Source organism: Parasalinivibrio latis, assembly GCF_036825535.1.
GTDB lineage: Bacteria > Pseudomonadota > Gammaproteobacteria > Enterobacterales > Vibrionaceae > Parasalinivibrio > Parasalinivibrio latis.
Genome location: NZ_CP098812.1, coordinates 2,714,770 through 2,731,663, shown reverse-complemented (window position 1 = coordinate 2,731,663; position 16,894 = coordinate 2,714,770). Strand labels below are relative to the sequence as shown.

Here is a 16,894-nt window from a genome sequence, read left to right as displayed (position 1 = left end):
ATACAATCATGAAGAATACTAATCCTAAAATATCTGTCGTTATGTCGGTCTATAACGGCGAAAAGCATGTAGCAGAAACTATTGAGTCAATATTAAGTCAAGATTTTACTGAATTTGAATTTATTATAATAAATGATTGTTCAACTGATTCTTCTTTAGAAATATTAAATTCCTACGCTGAGAGAGACAAAAGAGTCAAGATAATAAACAATATTGTCAATAAAAAACTTCCGGCTAGTCTTAACATTGGTATAAAGGCTTCAAGAGGGATATACATAGCAAGAATAGACGCGGATGACATTTGTCTACCGCATAGACTCAGGACTCAGTTTGAGTTCATGGAGAGTCATTCAGAGCTATCATTTATTGGTTCTTTAGTTCAGTGTTTTTATGATGAAAGCAATGTAGGTAGTGCTTATGCTACTACATCAGCTATGGAAGAAATACATTTTAATTTTATAGATCCATCGCATAGCACAGAGCTCACGACTAAACTAATAACAGAACAAACGTATAAAACAACAAGAATTTGTCACAGTTCTCTTTTTGGAAGGACTGAAGCTTTTAAACAAATCCTGTACCGGGAAGATGTGTTTGCTGAAGATTGGGATCTTTACAATAGAGCGATTAACCGAGGCTTATTGATATCAAAAGTCCCTGAGGTATTGGTAAGATATAGAATAGTGAACACAGGAATGTGCGGACAGTTCAATGAGCAAAGCAAGCAAGATATCCGTCAAAAAATAGCGAAACTTAATAATGGTATTTTAAAGGATTGCTTATTAAGTGGTAGTTTTAAAAATGCCTCTAAGTTTTTTTGGTATCATTATTGTAGGTTTTATCTCGCTACTTTTGTTCTTTTTTTAAGAAAAAGCTTTGGAGTTGTAGTAATGAAGCCTTTATTTAGGCTTATGAAATGGATTTATCATTTCCTATCACCTAATTCTTTAAGGTATTTATATAAGGTACTATCTAGACTTAACAAGTATAGGATTTTTCATAAAATACCGGTGTTTAATAGGGTCCTTTCCGTATCAATGTCTGTATTAACAAATAATAAGAATGTTAACTCTGCAGCTTCTGAAGATGTCTCACCTGAAAAACACATAAACATCGGTGTTTGGACTATTGAGCGCAAGTGGGCAATGGGTGGTTTAAATACAATATTGAAGATGATACCAACGATATTGTCTCGAAATGAACGTGTAAGAATCATTAACTACGGCCTACATTCAGAAGATTTAAAAAAAGATTTTCTATTATTTATTAAAGAAAATTTCGATTTGAAAGATAGGAATATATCTGAACTTATAGAAATTATTAGTGCTTCTACCTATAGGAATTGCAAAACAAAATTTAACAAATCCGATCGATTCATAGCAGGATTTTGGGAACCAGCTGAGGATTTTATAAAATTTAGAGAACTATTTCATTTTGAAAATGAAGAATTCGTATACATGATCCAAGACTATGAACCAAGTATGTTATATAGATGGGGGAGTGAGTTTGTTAGATGTAAAGCAACTCTCGAAGACAAGGGATATTATCCAATTTTTAATAACTCAGTTTTTGTTTCTGGGTATATGAAATCATTGGGTATTATTGATGATTGGAACGACGAACAAATACTGCGCGGTGAACCATGTGCTACGCAGCCATTACCTGCATGTAAAATGAATGCAAATGATATTAAGCTTGTATTTTATTCTCGGCCTACTGTTGATAAAAATATATATGAAATAAAAATAGAAGCATTGAAATTGTTTATCGACTATATAGTAGACCACAAAACGGATAAATTAAACGGATTGGAAATTGTAGGTATAGGTGAGAGTGCGGAAGATGTAGTACATCGTGGAGTCACAATTAAAAACCATGGAAAGGTAGACTATCGCGATTATGTGTCATTTTTAAAAAGATTCAATGTGGGTATGTCATGCATAATCTCACCCGCTTTTGCATATCCCTGTATTGAGTTTCCGCGAGCTGGAATAGTAACTGTTGTAAATAAATTTGAAAATAGAGATTTGTCAATTTTTTCATCTAATATTGTTAGTTGTGATAGTAATGCTCGGTCCATGTTTAATAGTCTTGTAGAGGCTTCAGAGAAAATCGGAAATACAAAGCAACGCTATGAACAAGCCAACTTTGTTTTACCTGGAGTATCAATAGAAATTGCGACTCAAACAATGCTTGAGGTATTACAGGTATAATATGAAAAACTTCCGGAAGATATTGGATGTTCACTTGAAACAATTTCCATTTAATATGGAAATGTTGGATGGTAATCATTCTGCATATGGAATGTCTTTGGTTATTGAAAAGGAGTTTGAGCGAGAGTTTCCTAACATTACGCAGAGAGTCCTAAATCTATCTAAATTTTATTGTCATACTGAAGGCCTACCAAAAGAAGAAATGATAGATTTCTTTGTGATTTGGGGCGTGTCTCCCAATGATGATAATGCTTCGACGATACTCGGATATGCAGTTGAGTTCAGAAAACCAGTGTTAATAATTGAGGATGGTTTTTTAAGATCTTTCTTTCCAATGAGTTTTGGCGAGGTTTCAGCATCTATACGGTTAGATACCAAAGGGTGCTATTATGATGCCAGTTTTGATTCTTCAATATTAAACCTTTTGAACGATGATTGTTTTGTATTGAGTAATGCTGAGATTGACGAATGCAGTAATCAAATTAAAAAAATCATCGACAATAGCATCACAAAATATTTTTCTCCGATTAAACCTGATTTGAAAGACAAAAATATTGAACGAGTGTTAGTGATCGACCAAGTGTTCGGTGATATGTCTATTATGTTGGGAGGTGCTGATGATAAAGATTTTGAGAAAATGTTGCATGATGCTATTTCTGAAAATCCGAATAAGGAAATTGTTGTAAAATTGCATCCTGAATCAATACTAGGTATACGTAAAGGACATTATACGTTAGAAATGCTTTCTTCTTTAAATATTACTGCAATTACTGATAATATCAATTCTATTGAACTTCTTAAGCAAGTGGACACAGTGTATTGTGTAACGACGCAAATGGGATTTGAAGCTTTGATGTGCGGTAAAGAGGTAATTGTTTATGGTAAGCCATTTTATGCTGGCTGGGGATTAACGAAAGATAGAAGTAATATCCCTCAGCGTAATAGAGTTCGAACATTAGAAGAGCTTTTTTATGCGGCCTATCATTATCAAGTTGTTTATTTTAACCCCAAAAAATCACAAGTGACAAATTTGGAAGACGTACTGGACTATTTTGTGAAAACATCTACAGATGTAGAGTATATAAATGGTTTAAAGTTAAAGCGATTCGACTTGAGACTTAGGCATCTTGAGAAAAAAATTCTTGAAATAGAGTCGCTTAAAGAAACTTCAATAACATTAGATAAGCATGTTTATCAAATAAAATCTAATTATGCATATCTTTTGGGTTTGAAGTTGGAAAGAATTATTCGTGAAATAAAAAAGAGAGTCCCGTTTATATGATGATTGGTGGAGATGACTCCTTAGATGTTTCTATCGTAGTCTATGGACATTCAGAGCAAGAAATTTTTGATGTGGTTTCTTCTCTTCTTATTTCTTGTGATAGTACATCTTTAAATTTTGTTAAAATATTTATAGCTGATAATAAAGGTGAGTTTAATTTTACGGTTTTTAAGGGGTTAGTTAGAAATATACCTATTAAAATAAAGTATGATACTAGCTATATCAGACTTGAGAAGAATTTAGGCTACGGAGTTGCAAACAACCGATGTATTAAATCAGGAAGTGGCTTTTTTCATCTAGTGTTAAATCCTGACGTAATATTCAAGAGAAGTTCCATGGCCAACGGAATTGATATATTAAAATCTAGCAGTGAAAATATTTTAGTATCACCTAAAATTCTCGACAGTAATAAAAACGTTGTATCTGGTATAAAGAGGCACCCTTCATTATTGGTACTTATACTGCGTTTTTTTGATTCTAGTTTTTTAAATGGACTATTTTCAAATAGATTGAAAAGATACGAATGTAGGGATATTCTTGAAATAGATAGACCTGCTTATGTAACTATAGCTAGTGGGTGTTGTATGCTTACTAAAAAAAGCTTCTTACTAAAATCTAATGGATTTGATGAAAAGTACTTTTTGTATTTTGAGGATTTTGATTTGTCACTTAGACTTAGTAAATTAGGGAAACTAGTGTATAGCCCTGATTTTAAAGTGATACATTATGGAGGACACACAGGTAAAAAAGGAATTAAACATATTTTTTATTTTTTAAATTCAATGAATAGATTTTTTAATACATACGGACTAAAAATTATTTGATATGACGTTGGTTAAGTATATTTTACCCAGGGTTGTGAAAATCAAAATTCTTGATTATTTCAGTAAACACCCTTATATTGTTGATAGAGTTAGTAAAAAGAATGGTGATGTCGTATCGAAATATCACGGATTAATGGCTGATCAGGCTTTAATTAAGCTCATCAATGATTTTGATTTCATTTCCGTCTTAGATATTGGGTCTGGAGAAGGAAGGCATTCAAAAATATTTCTCGAAAATGGAAAGAAGGTCACGGCTCTCGATTATGGAGAATCAATTTATTTTAAAAAATCTGAAGGGAATCAGGTTACTGTAACTTGCGACTACATGAATTTCAAACCGAAAGAAAAATTTGACTGTGTTTGGGCATCTCATGTTTTGGAGCATCAACCTAATCCCAATGCTTTTCTATCAAAAATAAAATCCGATCTCAAGGAAGGCGGAGTAGTCGCTATAACTGTACCCCCACTGAAACAAAGTATAGTGGGTGGGCATGTTAATTTATATAATTCGGGGCTCTTATTGTACCAGATGGTCCTAGCCGGTTTCGATTGTAGTAGTGCATCTATTTATACGTACGGATACAATATATCTATAATAGTTAGGAATGTTGGTACAGTCGACCTTTCTGGTCTGACTTATGACTCCGGTGATATAAGATATTTGTCTCGATATTTCCCTGTAGGAGTAAGAGAAATGATCGGAAGTGGTGATAGTTTTGATGGAGAATTATATAACATTAATTGGTGATGGGTTGTGCTTGTCAACTACCCATTGACACGACAACGCATAACGTGTATCGATTCAGACCTGGTCTGACAGTTACCTGCTTTTTGTGGTGCTGTCAGATTGTATCTGGGTCAGATTCTTTTCTTCCCAGATAGCTCTCCCATCATGAAGCGTCCTACCATTGCACATCTTGCAGGGAAATCGCATGAATAACCGCATTTTTTAGGGCTTAGCGAGCATTAATAGATACTGAGCTAAATAGAAACACCTCGACCACATCATATTTTTAGCCATTCAAAAAGGATCAGGTTGTTGATCATTTTCATTGATTTCTAATGGTTCTCTGATCATAAGAAGCCTAAAAAGGGATGAACTAAGAAGTGGACCCTGTTGGCTGGACACCAAAACAGATTCTTTAAGTAGCTAACCCAGCTCATACTGCGTGTCTCTGTTTTCCGAAGTAAACTTCATCAGGGGTAAGGTCATTCAGACCCTGGTGATTTCGTTCTTCATTATAGAACACCATGTAATTACCTATCTTACGCTCTGCCTCCTTTGGTGTTGTGTAAGCTTTCAGGTAAACCTCTTCATATTTCACACTTCGCCATAGTCGCTCAATAAACACATTGTCGAGCCAACGTCGTTTTCCATCCATGCTGATGCGTACCTTATGGTCAATAAGCATTTGAGTGAACGCCGTGCTGGTGAGTTTTCAACCCTGGTCGGTGTTGAAAATATCAGGTGGACCATAGCGTCTTAGTGCCTCTTCCAGTGCATCAAGACAAAAGCCGGTATCCATCGTGTTAGATAATCGCCAAGCCAACACCTTGCGACTGAACCAGTCAATGATGGCCACAAGGTATAAGAAGCCTTTTGCCATAGGGATATAGGTGATATCCGCCGCCCAAACCTGATTGACGTAAGTCACCTCGACGTTTCGCAATAAGTATGGATAAACCTGGTGTGTCTTGTCCTCAAGCGTGGTCTTGGGTTTCGGGTAAAGAGCCGTAATCCCCATACATCGCATCAAGCGGACAATGCGCTTACGATTGACAGTTTTATTCCGCTTAGCCAATTCGTTACGGATACGCCGGCTGCCCATAAACGGATACTCAAGATGGATTTCATCAATCATTCGGCGTAACTCCAGCTCTTCACTCGACAGTCCAACGGGCTGGTAGTAAGCGGTCGAGCGGGCAATGCTCAGCAGTTCACACTGGCGCTTAATCGACAAAGGTGTGGTTTTATCCAACGCTTCCTTGCGCTGGGCTCGCTCTAACGACCGAGCACTTTGGCCAAAAAATCATTTTCCATGGTCAGTTGACCTATCTTGGCGTGAAGCTTGTCCATCTCTTCGCTGTTACCTTTTCCGGTCGCGCTATCGGTGGCAAATATCATCGCTGTATTTTCGAGAAGCTCTTTTTTCCACGTCGAGATTTGATTGGCATGTAGGTTGTATTTTTGTGCCAGCTCGGAAACGGTTTTATCGCCTTTAGCCGCGGCGAGTGCCACTTTCGCTTTGAATTCAGGGGAGTGGTTTCTGCGCTTTCTGGTCATGATTCGCTCCAGTATTTCTGGTCGGTATCAATACAGGTTAGTCACTTAACACAGTGTCTGACAATTGGGGGCCATTTCTATCACCACCAACTAGGCAAAATTTCCCATTGGTTATCAGACATTATTTTGCTAACAATTTGCGGTGTATTGTCAGGTCATTATACATGGGAAGGCATTGCGGATTTTTGGTGATATTCGCGTTGATTTTTTGAAGCGATATGGCGAGTTAGCACAAGGTATACCTACAGAAGATACACTGGCCCGTGTCATTGGAATGATAAGCCCTCGAGCACTTCAGGATGCATTTATTAAGTGGATGAGAGATTGGCACACATTGACTGATGGTGAAGTTATCGCAGTGATGGCAAAACAGTTCGACGCTCCTATGATAAATCTTGTGACCGGGAGGCGATCCATATGGTGAATGCTTTCGCTACAGCCAACGGAATGTGTTTGGGTCAGGTGAAAGTCTATGCCAAAACCAATGAGATTACTGAAATCCCCTACCTTTTGGAATTATTGGATATAGCGGGGTGTTTGGTCAGTGTTGATGCGATGGGATGTCAACGTAAAATTGCACAGACAATCATTGATAAAAGCGCCGATTACCTTTTGGCACTAAAAGGTAATCAGGGGAAATTGGAGGAGGCTTTCAATCAGTACTAAATTGCTGATCCTAATACTGCTACATTTTTGCGGTACCATGACCGTTCTCGGGAAAAGTATCGGCACTCACCATAAATGCCTTCACTCGCCTCAATAACTGCCACATATGTTTACATCGATGATTACGTGTCGCCGTTTCGTGCAGGGCATGCCATAAACGCTCAATGACGTTGACCCAAGGACAATATACAGGTTGAAACAGTAGGATGAATTTCGGATTTTTCGCCAACCAGCCCTGAGTTTCATGGTTTTTGTGAATGATGTAATTGTCCAATATCAAGGCGATTGTTTCTGATCGCCGATAGTGCTGTTTAAGCTTTTCCAGCATGCTAATGAACAGCTTGGAGTTCTTCTTATTCCCAGAAACATATAGCACTTTTCCTGTTTTGGCATCCAGTGCACAAGCAAGATAGTGTTTATGGTTTTGACCCGGTGTAACAACTTTCTTTTGATGCCCTTTGAGTGTCCAGTCAGCGCCAATTTTGGGATTGAGGTCTATGTCCACTTCATCCTCATAGAAAACAGGATTGCTGATGTCCACTTTCCCTATTCTGAGACAGTCTAAATTGGAGTTTTCCGCCTTTTAATTGCAGGAGAACACCATGAAAAAGTCACGGTTCACCGAAGCTCAAATCGTTGCCATCCTCAAAGAGGCCGATGCGGTCATGAAAGTCGGTGATATCTGCCGCCAGCATGGCATCAGTAATGCGACGTACTATAACTGGAAAGCCAAGTACGGACGGCTGGAGGCCTCTGAGTTCAAGCGAATTAAAGAGCTTGAGGTTGAAAATGCCAAACTCAAGAAAATGTACGCAGATGTCAGCCTGGAAAACCATGCGATGAAGGAGCTTTTCGCAAAAAAGGGCGGGTAGTCAACGACAAACGGGATTGTGCACACATCCTGATTAACGTTGGCCTGAGCGTGGTAAAAGCCTGTGGACTCACTCAGTTAGGGCGTGCCAGTTTTTATCGAAAACCCAGGGACTGGCGGATAGCGGATGCCGACATCATTGATGCTATCAACGCGGTACTTAGCAAGTTCCCGCTGGCAGGCTTCTGGAAGTGTTATGGACGCATGCGATACAAAGGACTCAGCTTCAATCACAAGCGGGTCTACCGGGTCTACTGCCGAATGGGTCTGAACCTAAAGCGGCACTAAAAACGTGTTTTACCCAAGCGTGTAGCTAAGCCGTTGGAGACAGTCATAGAGCCTAATCACCAGTGTGCGCTCGACTTCATGCATGACACGCTGTATTGCGGGAAGCGATTTTGCACCCTCAATGTCGAAGATGAAGCCACAAGGGAATGTCTGGCTATTGAAGTCGATACGTCGGTTCCGGCCGGGCGGGTCGTGCGTACTCTGGAACACCTAAAAGAGGAACGAGGCTTACCTAAACAACTTCGCGTCGATAATGGCCCGGAGCTTATCTCTGCACAACTGACCGATTGGTGCGAAACACATGACATTGAACTGGTCTATATCGAACCCGGTAAGCCTCAGCAAAACGGCTTTGTGGAACGCTTCAACGGTTCATTCCGCCGGGAGTTCCTGGATGCTTATCTGTTCGAGTCTCTTGAGCAAGTACGAGACATGGCATGGTTCTGGATGCTTGATTACAACGAAGAACGGACTCACGAAAGCTTAGGAAATATCCCGCCGGCTGAATACCGACGGAAACTGGAAACCTCTAGTTATGTGTTGTCTCGTTAACGGGGAAGTGGACACTAGCAGTGACAACTATCCTGCCAGAGGGGGGGGACGATCTCGCGGAAGCGTTATCAAGGATCCGGTAGATGTGTTTCAATCTTTTAAAGAACGAAAAGGGATTTAAAGGTGGCCTAACACGTAAACAGATGAAATGTGCCATGAATGAAAATTACTTAAGTGAGACTCACGAAAGCCTGTGAATCCGCAGATGTTCGTGTGGTTTGCGTAGGTTGGTAACCTGTTGGTGCTTTAAAAAGAACATCCCTGATACATTCAGAATCAAACTCATGACAACATTTATCTAGTTGATTTAAAAGTGTGATCATATCTTCCCATGGCAAACGGGCTTCACACGCTGTCATAATCTTTTGGTGACTAGTACCTTCCACATTCTCCCCAATCAATAGCTCCTCGAATAGTTTCTCTCCTGATCGCAATCCGGTGAATCGAATTTCTATGTCGCCTTCATGGTTTTGACCATCATAGAACTCTTTCATCCCCATGAGATTGATCATCCTCTTCGCTAGATCAACGATCTTGACGGGCTCCCCCATATCAAGCACAAATACTTGCCCATTATGACCCATGGCACCTGCCTGGATGACTAACTGGGCGGCCTCGGGGATTAACATAAAATAACGGATGATGTCTGGGTGTGTAACAGTAACAGGGCCGCCTTCGCGAATTTGTTTTTTGAACAAGGGAACGACAGAGCCTGATGAGCCCAGCACATTACCAAATCGAACCATAGTGAAACAGGTTGAAGTGTTTTTGTCAGCTAACGCTTGGAGCACAAGTTCTGCCATCCGCTTACTGGCTCCCATAATGTTTGTGGGGCGAACAGCTTTATCAGTAGAAATTAAGGTGAAACTTTTAACACCCGCCTCAATTGCTGCATTGGCACAATGTAGTGTACCGAAAACGTTATTCCTTATTCCTTCAATGATATTGTCTTCAACCAAGGGAACGTGCTTGTATGCCGCAGCGTGGTATACAGTTTCAACTTTATATTTTTGCATAAGCTTCATCATCCGGTTTTCTTTTTGAACTGAACCTAAAGCGGCTACTAGTTCGACGGAAAGATTCTGACGCTTAGCGATTGTTGATAGTTCTTGATGTATGGAATACAAGTTGAATTCGTTTAGTTCAAAAAGAACGAGTTTAGCTGGTGATTGAGACAGTATTTGCCGGCAAAGCTCGGAACCAATTGAACCACCTGCTCCCGTTACCAGTACATTTTTACCTTTGATATTTTTTTGAAGTAAATCTGGGTCAGGGTCTACTGGTTGTCTCCCCAATAAATCAGCAATATCGAGGTCTCGAACCTCTGTTGCCAGCGCTTTTCCAGCGGCAATATCTTCGACAGAAGGTACGGACTGTACTTCAATAGGCCACGTAGACAACTTATCCAAAAGCCGAAGACGTTCCCCTTTGTTTATGTTATTGATAGCCAACAACAACTTGACTGGTTGGTAAAGAGTTTTCAATCGTTCAAAATCATCGGCAGGATGAACTCGAACACCAGTTATTATCTGACCGTTTTTCTTTGGGTCATCGTCAAGAAAGACTACAGGGTGATATTCATCTCCCTGGATAAGGGCATAAGCAAGATCCCGACCGGTGCTCCCTGCTCCATAAATAAAAACATTTGGTTTTTGACGGCGATAGTAGTGGTAGTAAATAGTTCGAATGATGATCCTTGGTGAACCAAGCATAATCATCGCCAAGCCTGCATAGATAAAGGGTACGCTACGAGGGATAAATGCTTGTAGGAAGAAACCACTAAGAGCCAGTGTGATTGAGGATAAAATCACCGCGATCAATATATAACCCACAGCTGGCATCATCATGTACCGCAAAATCGCACGATACATTCCAAGCTTAATAAAGCAAAAAATCGTCATGCCACACGTGATAATGAGACATAAAACTTCGGCCAAGCTTAATGGGATGTTGACGGTATCAAGCCTCAAAGCCATCGCGAAAAAAAGAGAAAAAGTCACTGCCAGTAAATCGTAAATTATGCTGATGATGCGTTTGTTCTTACGTTGCGCGCTGAGAAGTAACTGTATTGGAGTAAACATTTGAAGTTGTCTTTCTCGTTATAATTTTAAATGATTTCTGTGAAGATGCTGCAAGCCAACTATGATCGCCATTTTAGGGATGTTTGCTGCCTCTTGCTACTGTCTCATGCTAGAATCGTGCGTTTTATTGCCTTGAGTAAGTAAAACAGTGAATGTTTTTGTAACAGGTGGCAGTGGCTTTGTTGGGAAACAGGTTGTTGAAGAGTGTAAGTCACAGAGTTGGCAATGCTTATTTCAATCAAGATCTGCTAGCGAAAACAACGATTCAATTGTCATCCCTACAATAGATTCCTCAACAGATTGGACGGCTACATTAGAAAACACGGATGTTGTTGTACACTGCGCAGCACGTGTTCATCAAATGGATGAATTCAGCCATCCTGAGCTAGTTTTGGACTCTTATAGAGAAACAAATACCCAAGGTACGCTGACTCTGGCAAAACAAGCTTCACAACTGGGCGTTAAGCGTTTTATATTCATCAGTTCTATCAAGGTGAACGGTGAACAGACTCTGGGACTTGAGGCGTTCAAGCCCAATGTCAGAACACCTCCAACCGATCCATACGGTTTAAGTAAATATGAGGCTGAAATTGGCCTGAGGACAATCTCCGATGAAACAGGCATGGAAGTAGTCATTATCCGCCCACCGTTGGTTTATGGACCAGGGGTTAAAGCAAACTTTAAGGCAATGATGAATCTGATTTCTAAGGGGGTACCACTTCCGTTTGGTGCAATCAACAATCGTAGAAGTCTGGTATATATCGACAATTTGGTTTCATTGATCTTGACTTGCTGTGAGCATCCGAACGCCGCAAACAAAACATTCTTGGTTTCGGACAATGAAGATGTTTCAACAACTACGTTGATGAAAGAAATCGCAAGCAGTATGGGCAAACCCAGCCGACTTATTCCAATACCTAAGAGGGTGCTCGAAAAAACCGCCCAACTACTCGGCAAATCAAACCTGTCTGACAGACTGTGCGGTAATCTGCAGTTGGACATTTCTGATACCCTAAAATCACTATCGTGGAAGCCTCCGGTTAGCTTCAAGGAAGGTGTCCGTCGCACTGTAATTGATTTTATTGCGGATAAACAAAACCAATAGAAGAGAATAGTTCATGCTGAGACTCTTTGATTTTTTGCTAGCGTTTTTAGGCCTTTTTTTCCTGTGGCCTGTGCTACTTTTGGTAACCATTTTGGGCTATTTGGACACCAAATCTCCAATCTTTCTTCAAACTCGTGTTGGCAAGAAACAAAAGCCTTTCACATTGATAAAATTTCGTACCATGACACCGGATACAGCATCCGTTGCAACGCATCTGGCTAATGAGGCGTCGGTTACCAAACTCGGCAGCTTTTTACGTAAAACTAAACTGGACGAGCTTCCCCAACTTATCAATGTGCTGAGAGGTGAAATGAGCCTTGTTGGGCCGCGTCCCTGCTTGTTTAACCAGGAAGAGTTGATTACTGAGAGAGAATACAGGGGAGTGTTTGATGTCTTACCCGGTATTACCGGACTGGCACAGATCAATGAAATAGATATGTCTACCCCAAAAAAACTCGCTGAATGGGATCAGAAAATGATCCAGACAATGTCAGTGAAAAACTACTTTTTGTATATTTTTAAGACGGTTGCGGGTAGTGGTTCGGGTGACAGAATTAAGGGAACTCGCTAACCTAAAAATGAAGGGAGTTATATGATAGACATGTAATTCTCCCTCCATTCCTTAAACACCAGATTCTAGTCAAAATAATGACTAGCAAAATCAATAAACAGCTTCAGCTTTTCAGGCTGGTGCTCACGGTGGTTGTACACGAGGTAAATATCCCGTGGGTTTGAATGCCAGTCTGGCAGTACCTGGGTAAGACGGCCGTCATCCAGGTAGTGGTCAACAATCAGATCCGGTACCAACGCAATTCCCAATCCGGCACAGGCGGCTGAGCGTACAACGTTCAGATCACTCGCCTCGAATTTTCCTCTTTCACTGATTGTGACGGCTTCTCCGTTGTCACTGGTCAGTCTCCAGCGCATTAGCGGCGCGCCTTTCAATAGTGCATGATCGTTTAGCTCTGAGGCATGTTTTGGCCGAGGACGGGCTGTCAGGTATGTTGGGCTGGCGACCAGAATATCTTTCAGAGAATAGACTTTGCGTGCAATCAGGGATGAATCACGAAGCTTGCCGACATGGAAGATAGCATCCCATTCTGTTGGGTCAAGTTGGTCGGTTTGATTGCTCAGGAGCAGCTCTATGTTGATTGCCGGGTAGCGAATCATAAAGGCGTTGAGAAGCGGCTGGATAAGGCGGTTTGAAAGGTTGGCAGGGGCAGAGATTTTAAGCTTACCTGCTGCGCCTTTGCATTCCTCTGTGACATGCTCAGAAGCATTGACCAGCTCCTGTAACAGTGGCCCACATTCGTCATAGAACTTTTTACCGGCTTCAGTGAGGCTGAGTTTTCGGGCATGGCGGTTTAGAAGACGTATATCGATACTGTCTTCCAAGGCTTGAATTCGGCGGGTGATTGTCGCTACGGGAACTTGGGTATGACGGGAGGCTGCGGTATAACTTCCTTGTTCGACTACCACACGGAAGAGGTTTAAATCATCAAGTTTCATAATCGCACTACAGATTGCCCAGGAAAGCTAGATCATATACCACAAACATAGATTTCCGCGAGACATATTGACGCAGTTTCTGTGTTTGTGTTTTCAGTGGCTTATCTTTAATCGGTCTGCCTGCTCTTTCCACGCTGTTGCGAAACACACCATATCATCCAACTTTACATTCAATGTACACCATCCAGTTATAAGGCCAAGCTACATACTGTTATAGAAGAAACAAATAAGCATGTATATTCATATTAAAAGCTGACAAATTGCTAAGTTGGCAAGCTACAACAATACTTAATGGTAATAAGTCAAGTGGGGAGGGAACCATGCTGGAAGGAAAGGATATTCTGATCGTCGAAGATGATCCGGTGTTTAGGAACATGGTAGCCTCTTTTCTCCGCGGCCAGGGATGTGACGTCGTTGAGGCCGAAAATGGTATAGAGGGTTTGAAAGCCCTCCGAGAAGCGATCCCCGATTTGGTTCTCAGTGATTTGGTAATGCCTGAAATGGATGGCTTGCGGTTTGTGGAAGAAGTATCACTAGAATTTCCTATGGTGCCAGTTGTCGTTATATCCGGTACCGGAGGTATGAAAGATGTCGCCACAGCGCTAAGGCTTGGGGTCAAAGACTACTTGGTAAAGCCCCTAAATAATATTGGTGAATTGAAATCGGCAATTGAGTCGGTGTTGCGTGACAGTGATGATGATGTCCATTCTGATTCTGATTTTACCCGTCAGTGGTTTAATGTGGAGAGCGAGGAGCAACCGCTCACAGAAGAGTTGAAATGGCATCTGGATGATTTGTTGGATAATCCGGGTAATGCCCGTGACCTTTTGATGGGATTAATGCCGGATACTGATACCCGACAGGGTGACTGGAGTATGTCTTACCACCATTTACAATCAATGGAAAATAACCCGGTAGTCTTAGATTATACTTGGCTGATGGATGGTCGCTTGGCGTTTTACCTGGTGGATTCTCACTCGGCAGGAGAAAACGGCCCTGCTACGACCCTGATGGTGAGAGCGTTTTTTAATGAATACCTGCGGTCAGTCGACTCTACAGAGACTGACTTGAAAGCATTAGTCACTCAAATTGAAAATTCCATTAAACACACAGGTTACGCTTCACCTATCCGCGCTATATTCGGCATTTTCAATGCTGTAACCTGTGAGCTTCAAACGTGGCCGGCTGGGTTTGAAACCCGGGCACGAGATTCTTCTCACGTTGAACTGGTAAAATCTGAGCAAATTTTGGGTGTCAACGCATCATCTCAAAAAATGTATCAAATCCATGCTGTGTCTGAAGGACAAGTCCACATGTCGCTCAGTGAAACCGGAACTACAAATTTCAGTATTGATATCCACCGCAAAGCTTGAATACTGCAACATTGAAATAACAGGTATCTCAATACGTTGGATGGGGATGCCCTTTATTTGTCATACATCGCGTTTATTTTTTGAAGTGAACGCGTCTGTTTTGTGACAATTTTGCATGTGTTATTGTAATGGCCTAACGGATAGATTCGGCGACTATGAGCGCCGACAAACTGATTTGGCTAGAGATGATACGATGCGAAACTGGCACTTACTTTATTGTAAACGCGGCGAAATGGACAGGGCCGAAGAGCACCTGCGACGTCAGGGCATTGACAGCTATTACCCTAAGGTAACGGTACAAAAGCTCTTACGGGGCAAACGGAAACAACTTGTGGAGCCTCTGTTTCCCAATTATTTGTTTGTACAGTTTAACCCTGAAGAGGTTACTTGGACGACAGTTCGCAGTACCCGAGGTGTATGTGACTTTGTCCGTTGTGGGCGTGAGCCGGTTAGGGTTGATATTACGCTAGTCAAGGAACTGATGATCCAAGAAGATTGTGATGAGCAAAGGGATGCATTAAGTCAGGACTTTAAATCGGGACAAGTGCTGACAATCCGAGAAGGATGCTTCCAAGGGCTGGAGGCTATCTACCAAGAGCCCGATGGTGAAAAGCGTTCATTTTTGCTTATCAACTTAATCAATAAACCGACGAAGGTTTGTTTGGACAACGAGTTACTTCAGGTGGTTGGTTAACGCTTAAGTTGCTATTTAACAATGCTTTCCGAAACCTGCAGCTTCAAGAAGTTGGCAGGTTTTGTTTATCCATCCTTATTAATCACTTCTTTTCTTTCCTGTTAAATTCTCATTAAACTCTGTTACTTTGTCGGAAACTACAACGTAAGGCTCAAGGATTGGCTGTGATCAAACACTATGACATCTTCAACGGTGATGCCGACGGTATTCTCGCCCTGTTACAACTTCGGAAAGCATTTCCTGTTGAAAATGCTTTGCTCGTTACGGGTATCAAGAGAAATATTGGGTTACTTCAATTTGTACCGGTTTCTGACAACCAGTCTCTTACTGTGCTGGATATTTCGATGGAAAAGAACATCTCTGCCTTGTTGGAGCATCTTGATGCCGGGTCGCGAGTCTTCTATGCCGACCACCACAGATCTGGTGAAATACCTGAACATCCCAACCTGGATGCTCATATTCATCTAGAAGCTGATATCTGTACCAGCCTGATTGTTGATCGGTTGTTGGATGGCCGATTTCAATACTGGGCGATAGCTGCCGCTTACGGTGACAATCTCAAGGCGGTAGCAAAAAGTCTTTGTGGAAAAGCTGGCTTATCACATTCAGATTCTGTATTACTGGAAGAGCTGGGTACGCTGGTTAACTATAACGGCTATGGCTCAAGCGAGGAGGATTTACATTATCACCCCGCTGATCTCTACAAGTTGCTGTTGAAGTACGATACTCCGTTTGATGTCATCGCTGATGCTTCATCACCATTTCATACCCTAAGAGCAGCATATACAGAGGATATGGCAAGAGCGGCTTCAGTGTCAGCTAGCTATGTATCTGACTTCTTTGAGTTATACACTCTTCCAGACGAAGCATGGAGCAGGCGGGTTAGCGGCGTTTTCGGTAACTCTCTTTCAACGGCAGACCCGAATAAAGCGCATGCTGTTTTAACGGCAAACAGCGATGGCTCTTATCTTGTGTCACTCCGAGCCCCTCTTAACAATAAGCAGGGTGCGGGTATGATCTGCTCAAGATTCGACACCGGAGGTGGACGGGAAGCGGCGGCTGGAATCAACCGGCTTGAGCACAGACAACTCGAAGCATTTATCAATGCCGTAGAAACACACTATTCACCTTAACCAAATCTCTTGATGTGCC

At 41.4% G+C, this 16,894-nt stretch carries 11 protein-coding genes and 5 pseudogenes; 12 read left to right on the top strand and 4 right to left on the bottom strand.

Annotated features, from left to right (window positions below):
• The first annotated feature begins 8 nt into the window (after positions 1–8).
• Genes NF212_RS12615 through NF212_RS12600 form a run of 4 tightly spaced genes read left to right on the top strand, consistent with a single transcriptional unit; the run spans position 9 to position 5,067 of the window.
• Positions 9–2,213, top strand: a complete 2,205-nt coding sequence (locus NF212_RS12615; RefSeq protein WP_434356125.1) for a glycosyltransferase family 2 protein — start codon at positions 9–11, stop codon at positions 2,211–2,213.
• A 34-nt stretch (positions 2,214–2,247) separates the two neighbouring features.
• Positions 2,248–3,495: a capsular polysaccharide export protein, LipB/KpsS family gene (locus NF212_RS12610; protein WP_434356123.1), complete on the top strand. Its 1,248-nt coding sequence runs from the start codon at positions 2,248–2,250 to the stop codon at positions 3,493–3,495.
• A complete protein-coding gene (locus NF212_RS12605) occupies positions 3,492–4,319 on the top strand; it encodes a hypothetical protein (protein WP_434356121.1) in 828 nt (275 codons plus the stop codon). The genes NF212_RS12610 and NF212_RS12605 overlap by 4 nt, the downstream gene beginning before the upstream one ends.
• Before the next feature lie 7 nt (positions 4,320–4,326).
• The gene (locus tag NF212_RS12600) at positions 4,327–5,067 is read left to right on the top strand and encodes a class I SAM-dependent methyltransferase (protein WP_434356119.1); all 741 of its coding nucleotides are present in this window, start codon (positions 4,327–4,329) and stop codon (positions 5,065–5,067) included.
• A gap of 412 nt (positions 5,068–5,479) precedes the next feature.
• On the opposite strand, the pseudogene NF212_RS12595 reads toward NF212_RS12600, so the two are convergent.
• Positions 5,480–6,603: pseudogene (locus tag NF212_RS12595) on the bottom strand (IS3 family transposase).
• Positions 6,604–6,660: 57 nt separating this feature from the next.
• On the opposite strand from NF212_RS12595, the pseudogene NF212_RS12590 reads away from it, so the two are divergent.
• Positions 6,661–7,266: pseudogene (locus tag NF212_RS12590) on the top strand (ISAs1 family transposase); the annotation flags it as partial.
• 22 nt (positions 7,267–7,288) lie between these two features.
• Here the strand turns inward: NF212_RS12590 and NF212_RS12585 are convergent.
• Positions 7,289–7,804, bottom strand: a pseudogene (locus tag NF212_RS12585) (IS630 family transposase); the annotation flags it as partial.
• A gap of 67 nt (positions 7,805–7,871) precedes the next feature.
• Between NF212_RS12585 and NF212_RS12580 the strand changes: the two are divergent.
• Together NF212_RS12580 and NF212_RS12575 are read left to right on the top strand one after the other, a co-directional pair.
• Positions 7,872–8,980: pseudogene (locus tag NF212_RS12580) on the top strand (IS3 family transposase).
• A gap of 47 nt (positions 8,981–9,027) precedes the next feature.
• A pseudogene (locus tag NF212_RS12575) lies at positions 9,028–9,177 on the top strand (ISAs1 family transposase); the annotation flags it as partial.
• Here NF212_RS12575 and NF212_RS12570 read toward each other — a convergent pair.
• The gene (locus tag NF212_RS12570) at positions 9,151–11,061 is read right to left on the bottom strand and encodes a nucleoside-diphosphate sugar epimerase/dehydratase (protein WP_434356117.1); all 1,911 of its coding nucleotides are present in this window, start codon (positions 11,059–11,061) and stop codon (positions 9,151–9,153) included. The pseudogene NF212_RS12575 and the gene NF212_RS12570 sit on opposite strands and share 27 nt — an antisense overlap.
• Before the next feature lie 148 nt (positions 11,062–11,209).
• On the opposite strand from NF212_RS12570, the gene NF212_RS12565 reads away from it, so the two are divergent.
• Both NF212_RS12565 and NF212_RS12560 read left to right on the top strand, forming a co-directional pair.
• On the top strand, positions 11,210–12,166 hold the full coding sequence (locus NF212_RS12565) for a UDP-glucose 4-epimerase family protein (RefSeq protein WP_434356115.1): 957 nt from the start codon (positions 11,210–11,212) through the stop codon (positions 12,164–12,166).
• A 13-nt stretch (positions 12,167–12,179) separates the two neighbouring features.
• The gene (locus NF212_RS12560; RefSeq protein ID WP_434356113.1) at positions 12,180–12,737 is read left to right on the top strand and encodes a sugar transferase; all 558 of its coding nucleotides are present in this window, start codon (positions 12,180–12,182) and stop codon (positions 12,735–12,737) included.
• A 65-nt stretch (positions 12,738–12,802) separates the two neighbouring features.
• On the opposite strand, the gene NF212_RS12555 is transcribed toward NF212_RS12560, so the two are convergent.
• The gene (locus tag NF212_RS12555) at positions 12,803–13,675 is read right to left on the bottom strand and encodes a LysR family transcriptional regulator (protein WP_434356111.1); all 873 of its coding nucleotides are present in this window, start codon (positions 13,673–13,675) and stop codon (positions 12,803–12,805) included.
• 320 nt (positions 13,676–13,995) lie between these two features.
• Between NF212_RS12555 and NF212_RS12550 the strand changes: the two genes are divergently transcribed.
• The 3 genes from NF212_RS12550 (at position 13,996) to NF212_RS12540 (ending at position 16,875) form a co-directional block, all read left to right on the top strand.
• Positions 13,996–15,048, top strand: a complete 1,053-nt coding sequence (locus tag NF212_RS12550) for a response regulator (protein ID WP_434356109.1) — start codon at positions 13,996–13,998, stop codon at positions 15,046–15,048.
• 193 nt (positions 15,049–15,241) lie between these two features.
• The gene (rfaH, locus tag NF212_RS12545) at positions 15,242–15,742 is read left to right on the top strand and encodes a transcription/translation regulatory transformer protein RfaH (protein WP_434356107.1); all 501 of its coding nucleotides are present in this window, start codon (positions 15,242–15,244) and stop codon (positions 15,740–15,742) included.
• 164 nt (positions 15,743–15,906) lie between these two features.
• Entirely contained in the window at positions 15,907–16,875 is a 969-nt protein-coding gene (locus NF212_RS12540) for a DHH family phosphoesterase (protein WP_434356105.1), read from the top strand.
• Positions 16,876–16,894 lie beyond the last annotated feature (19 nt).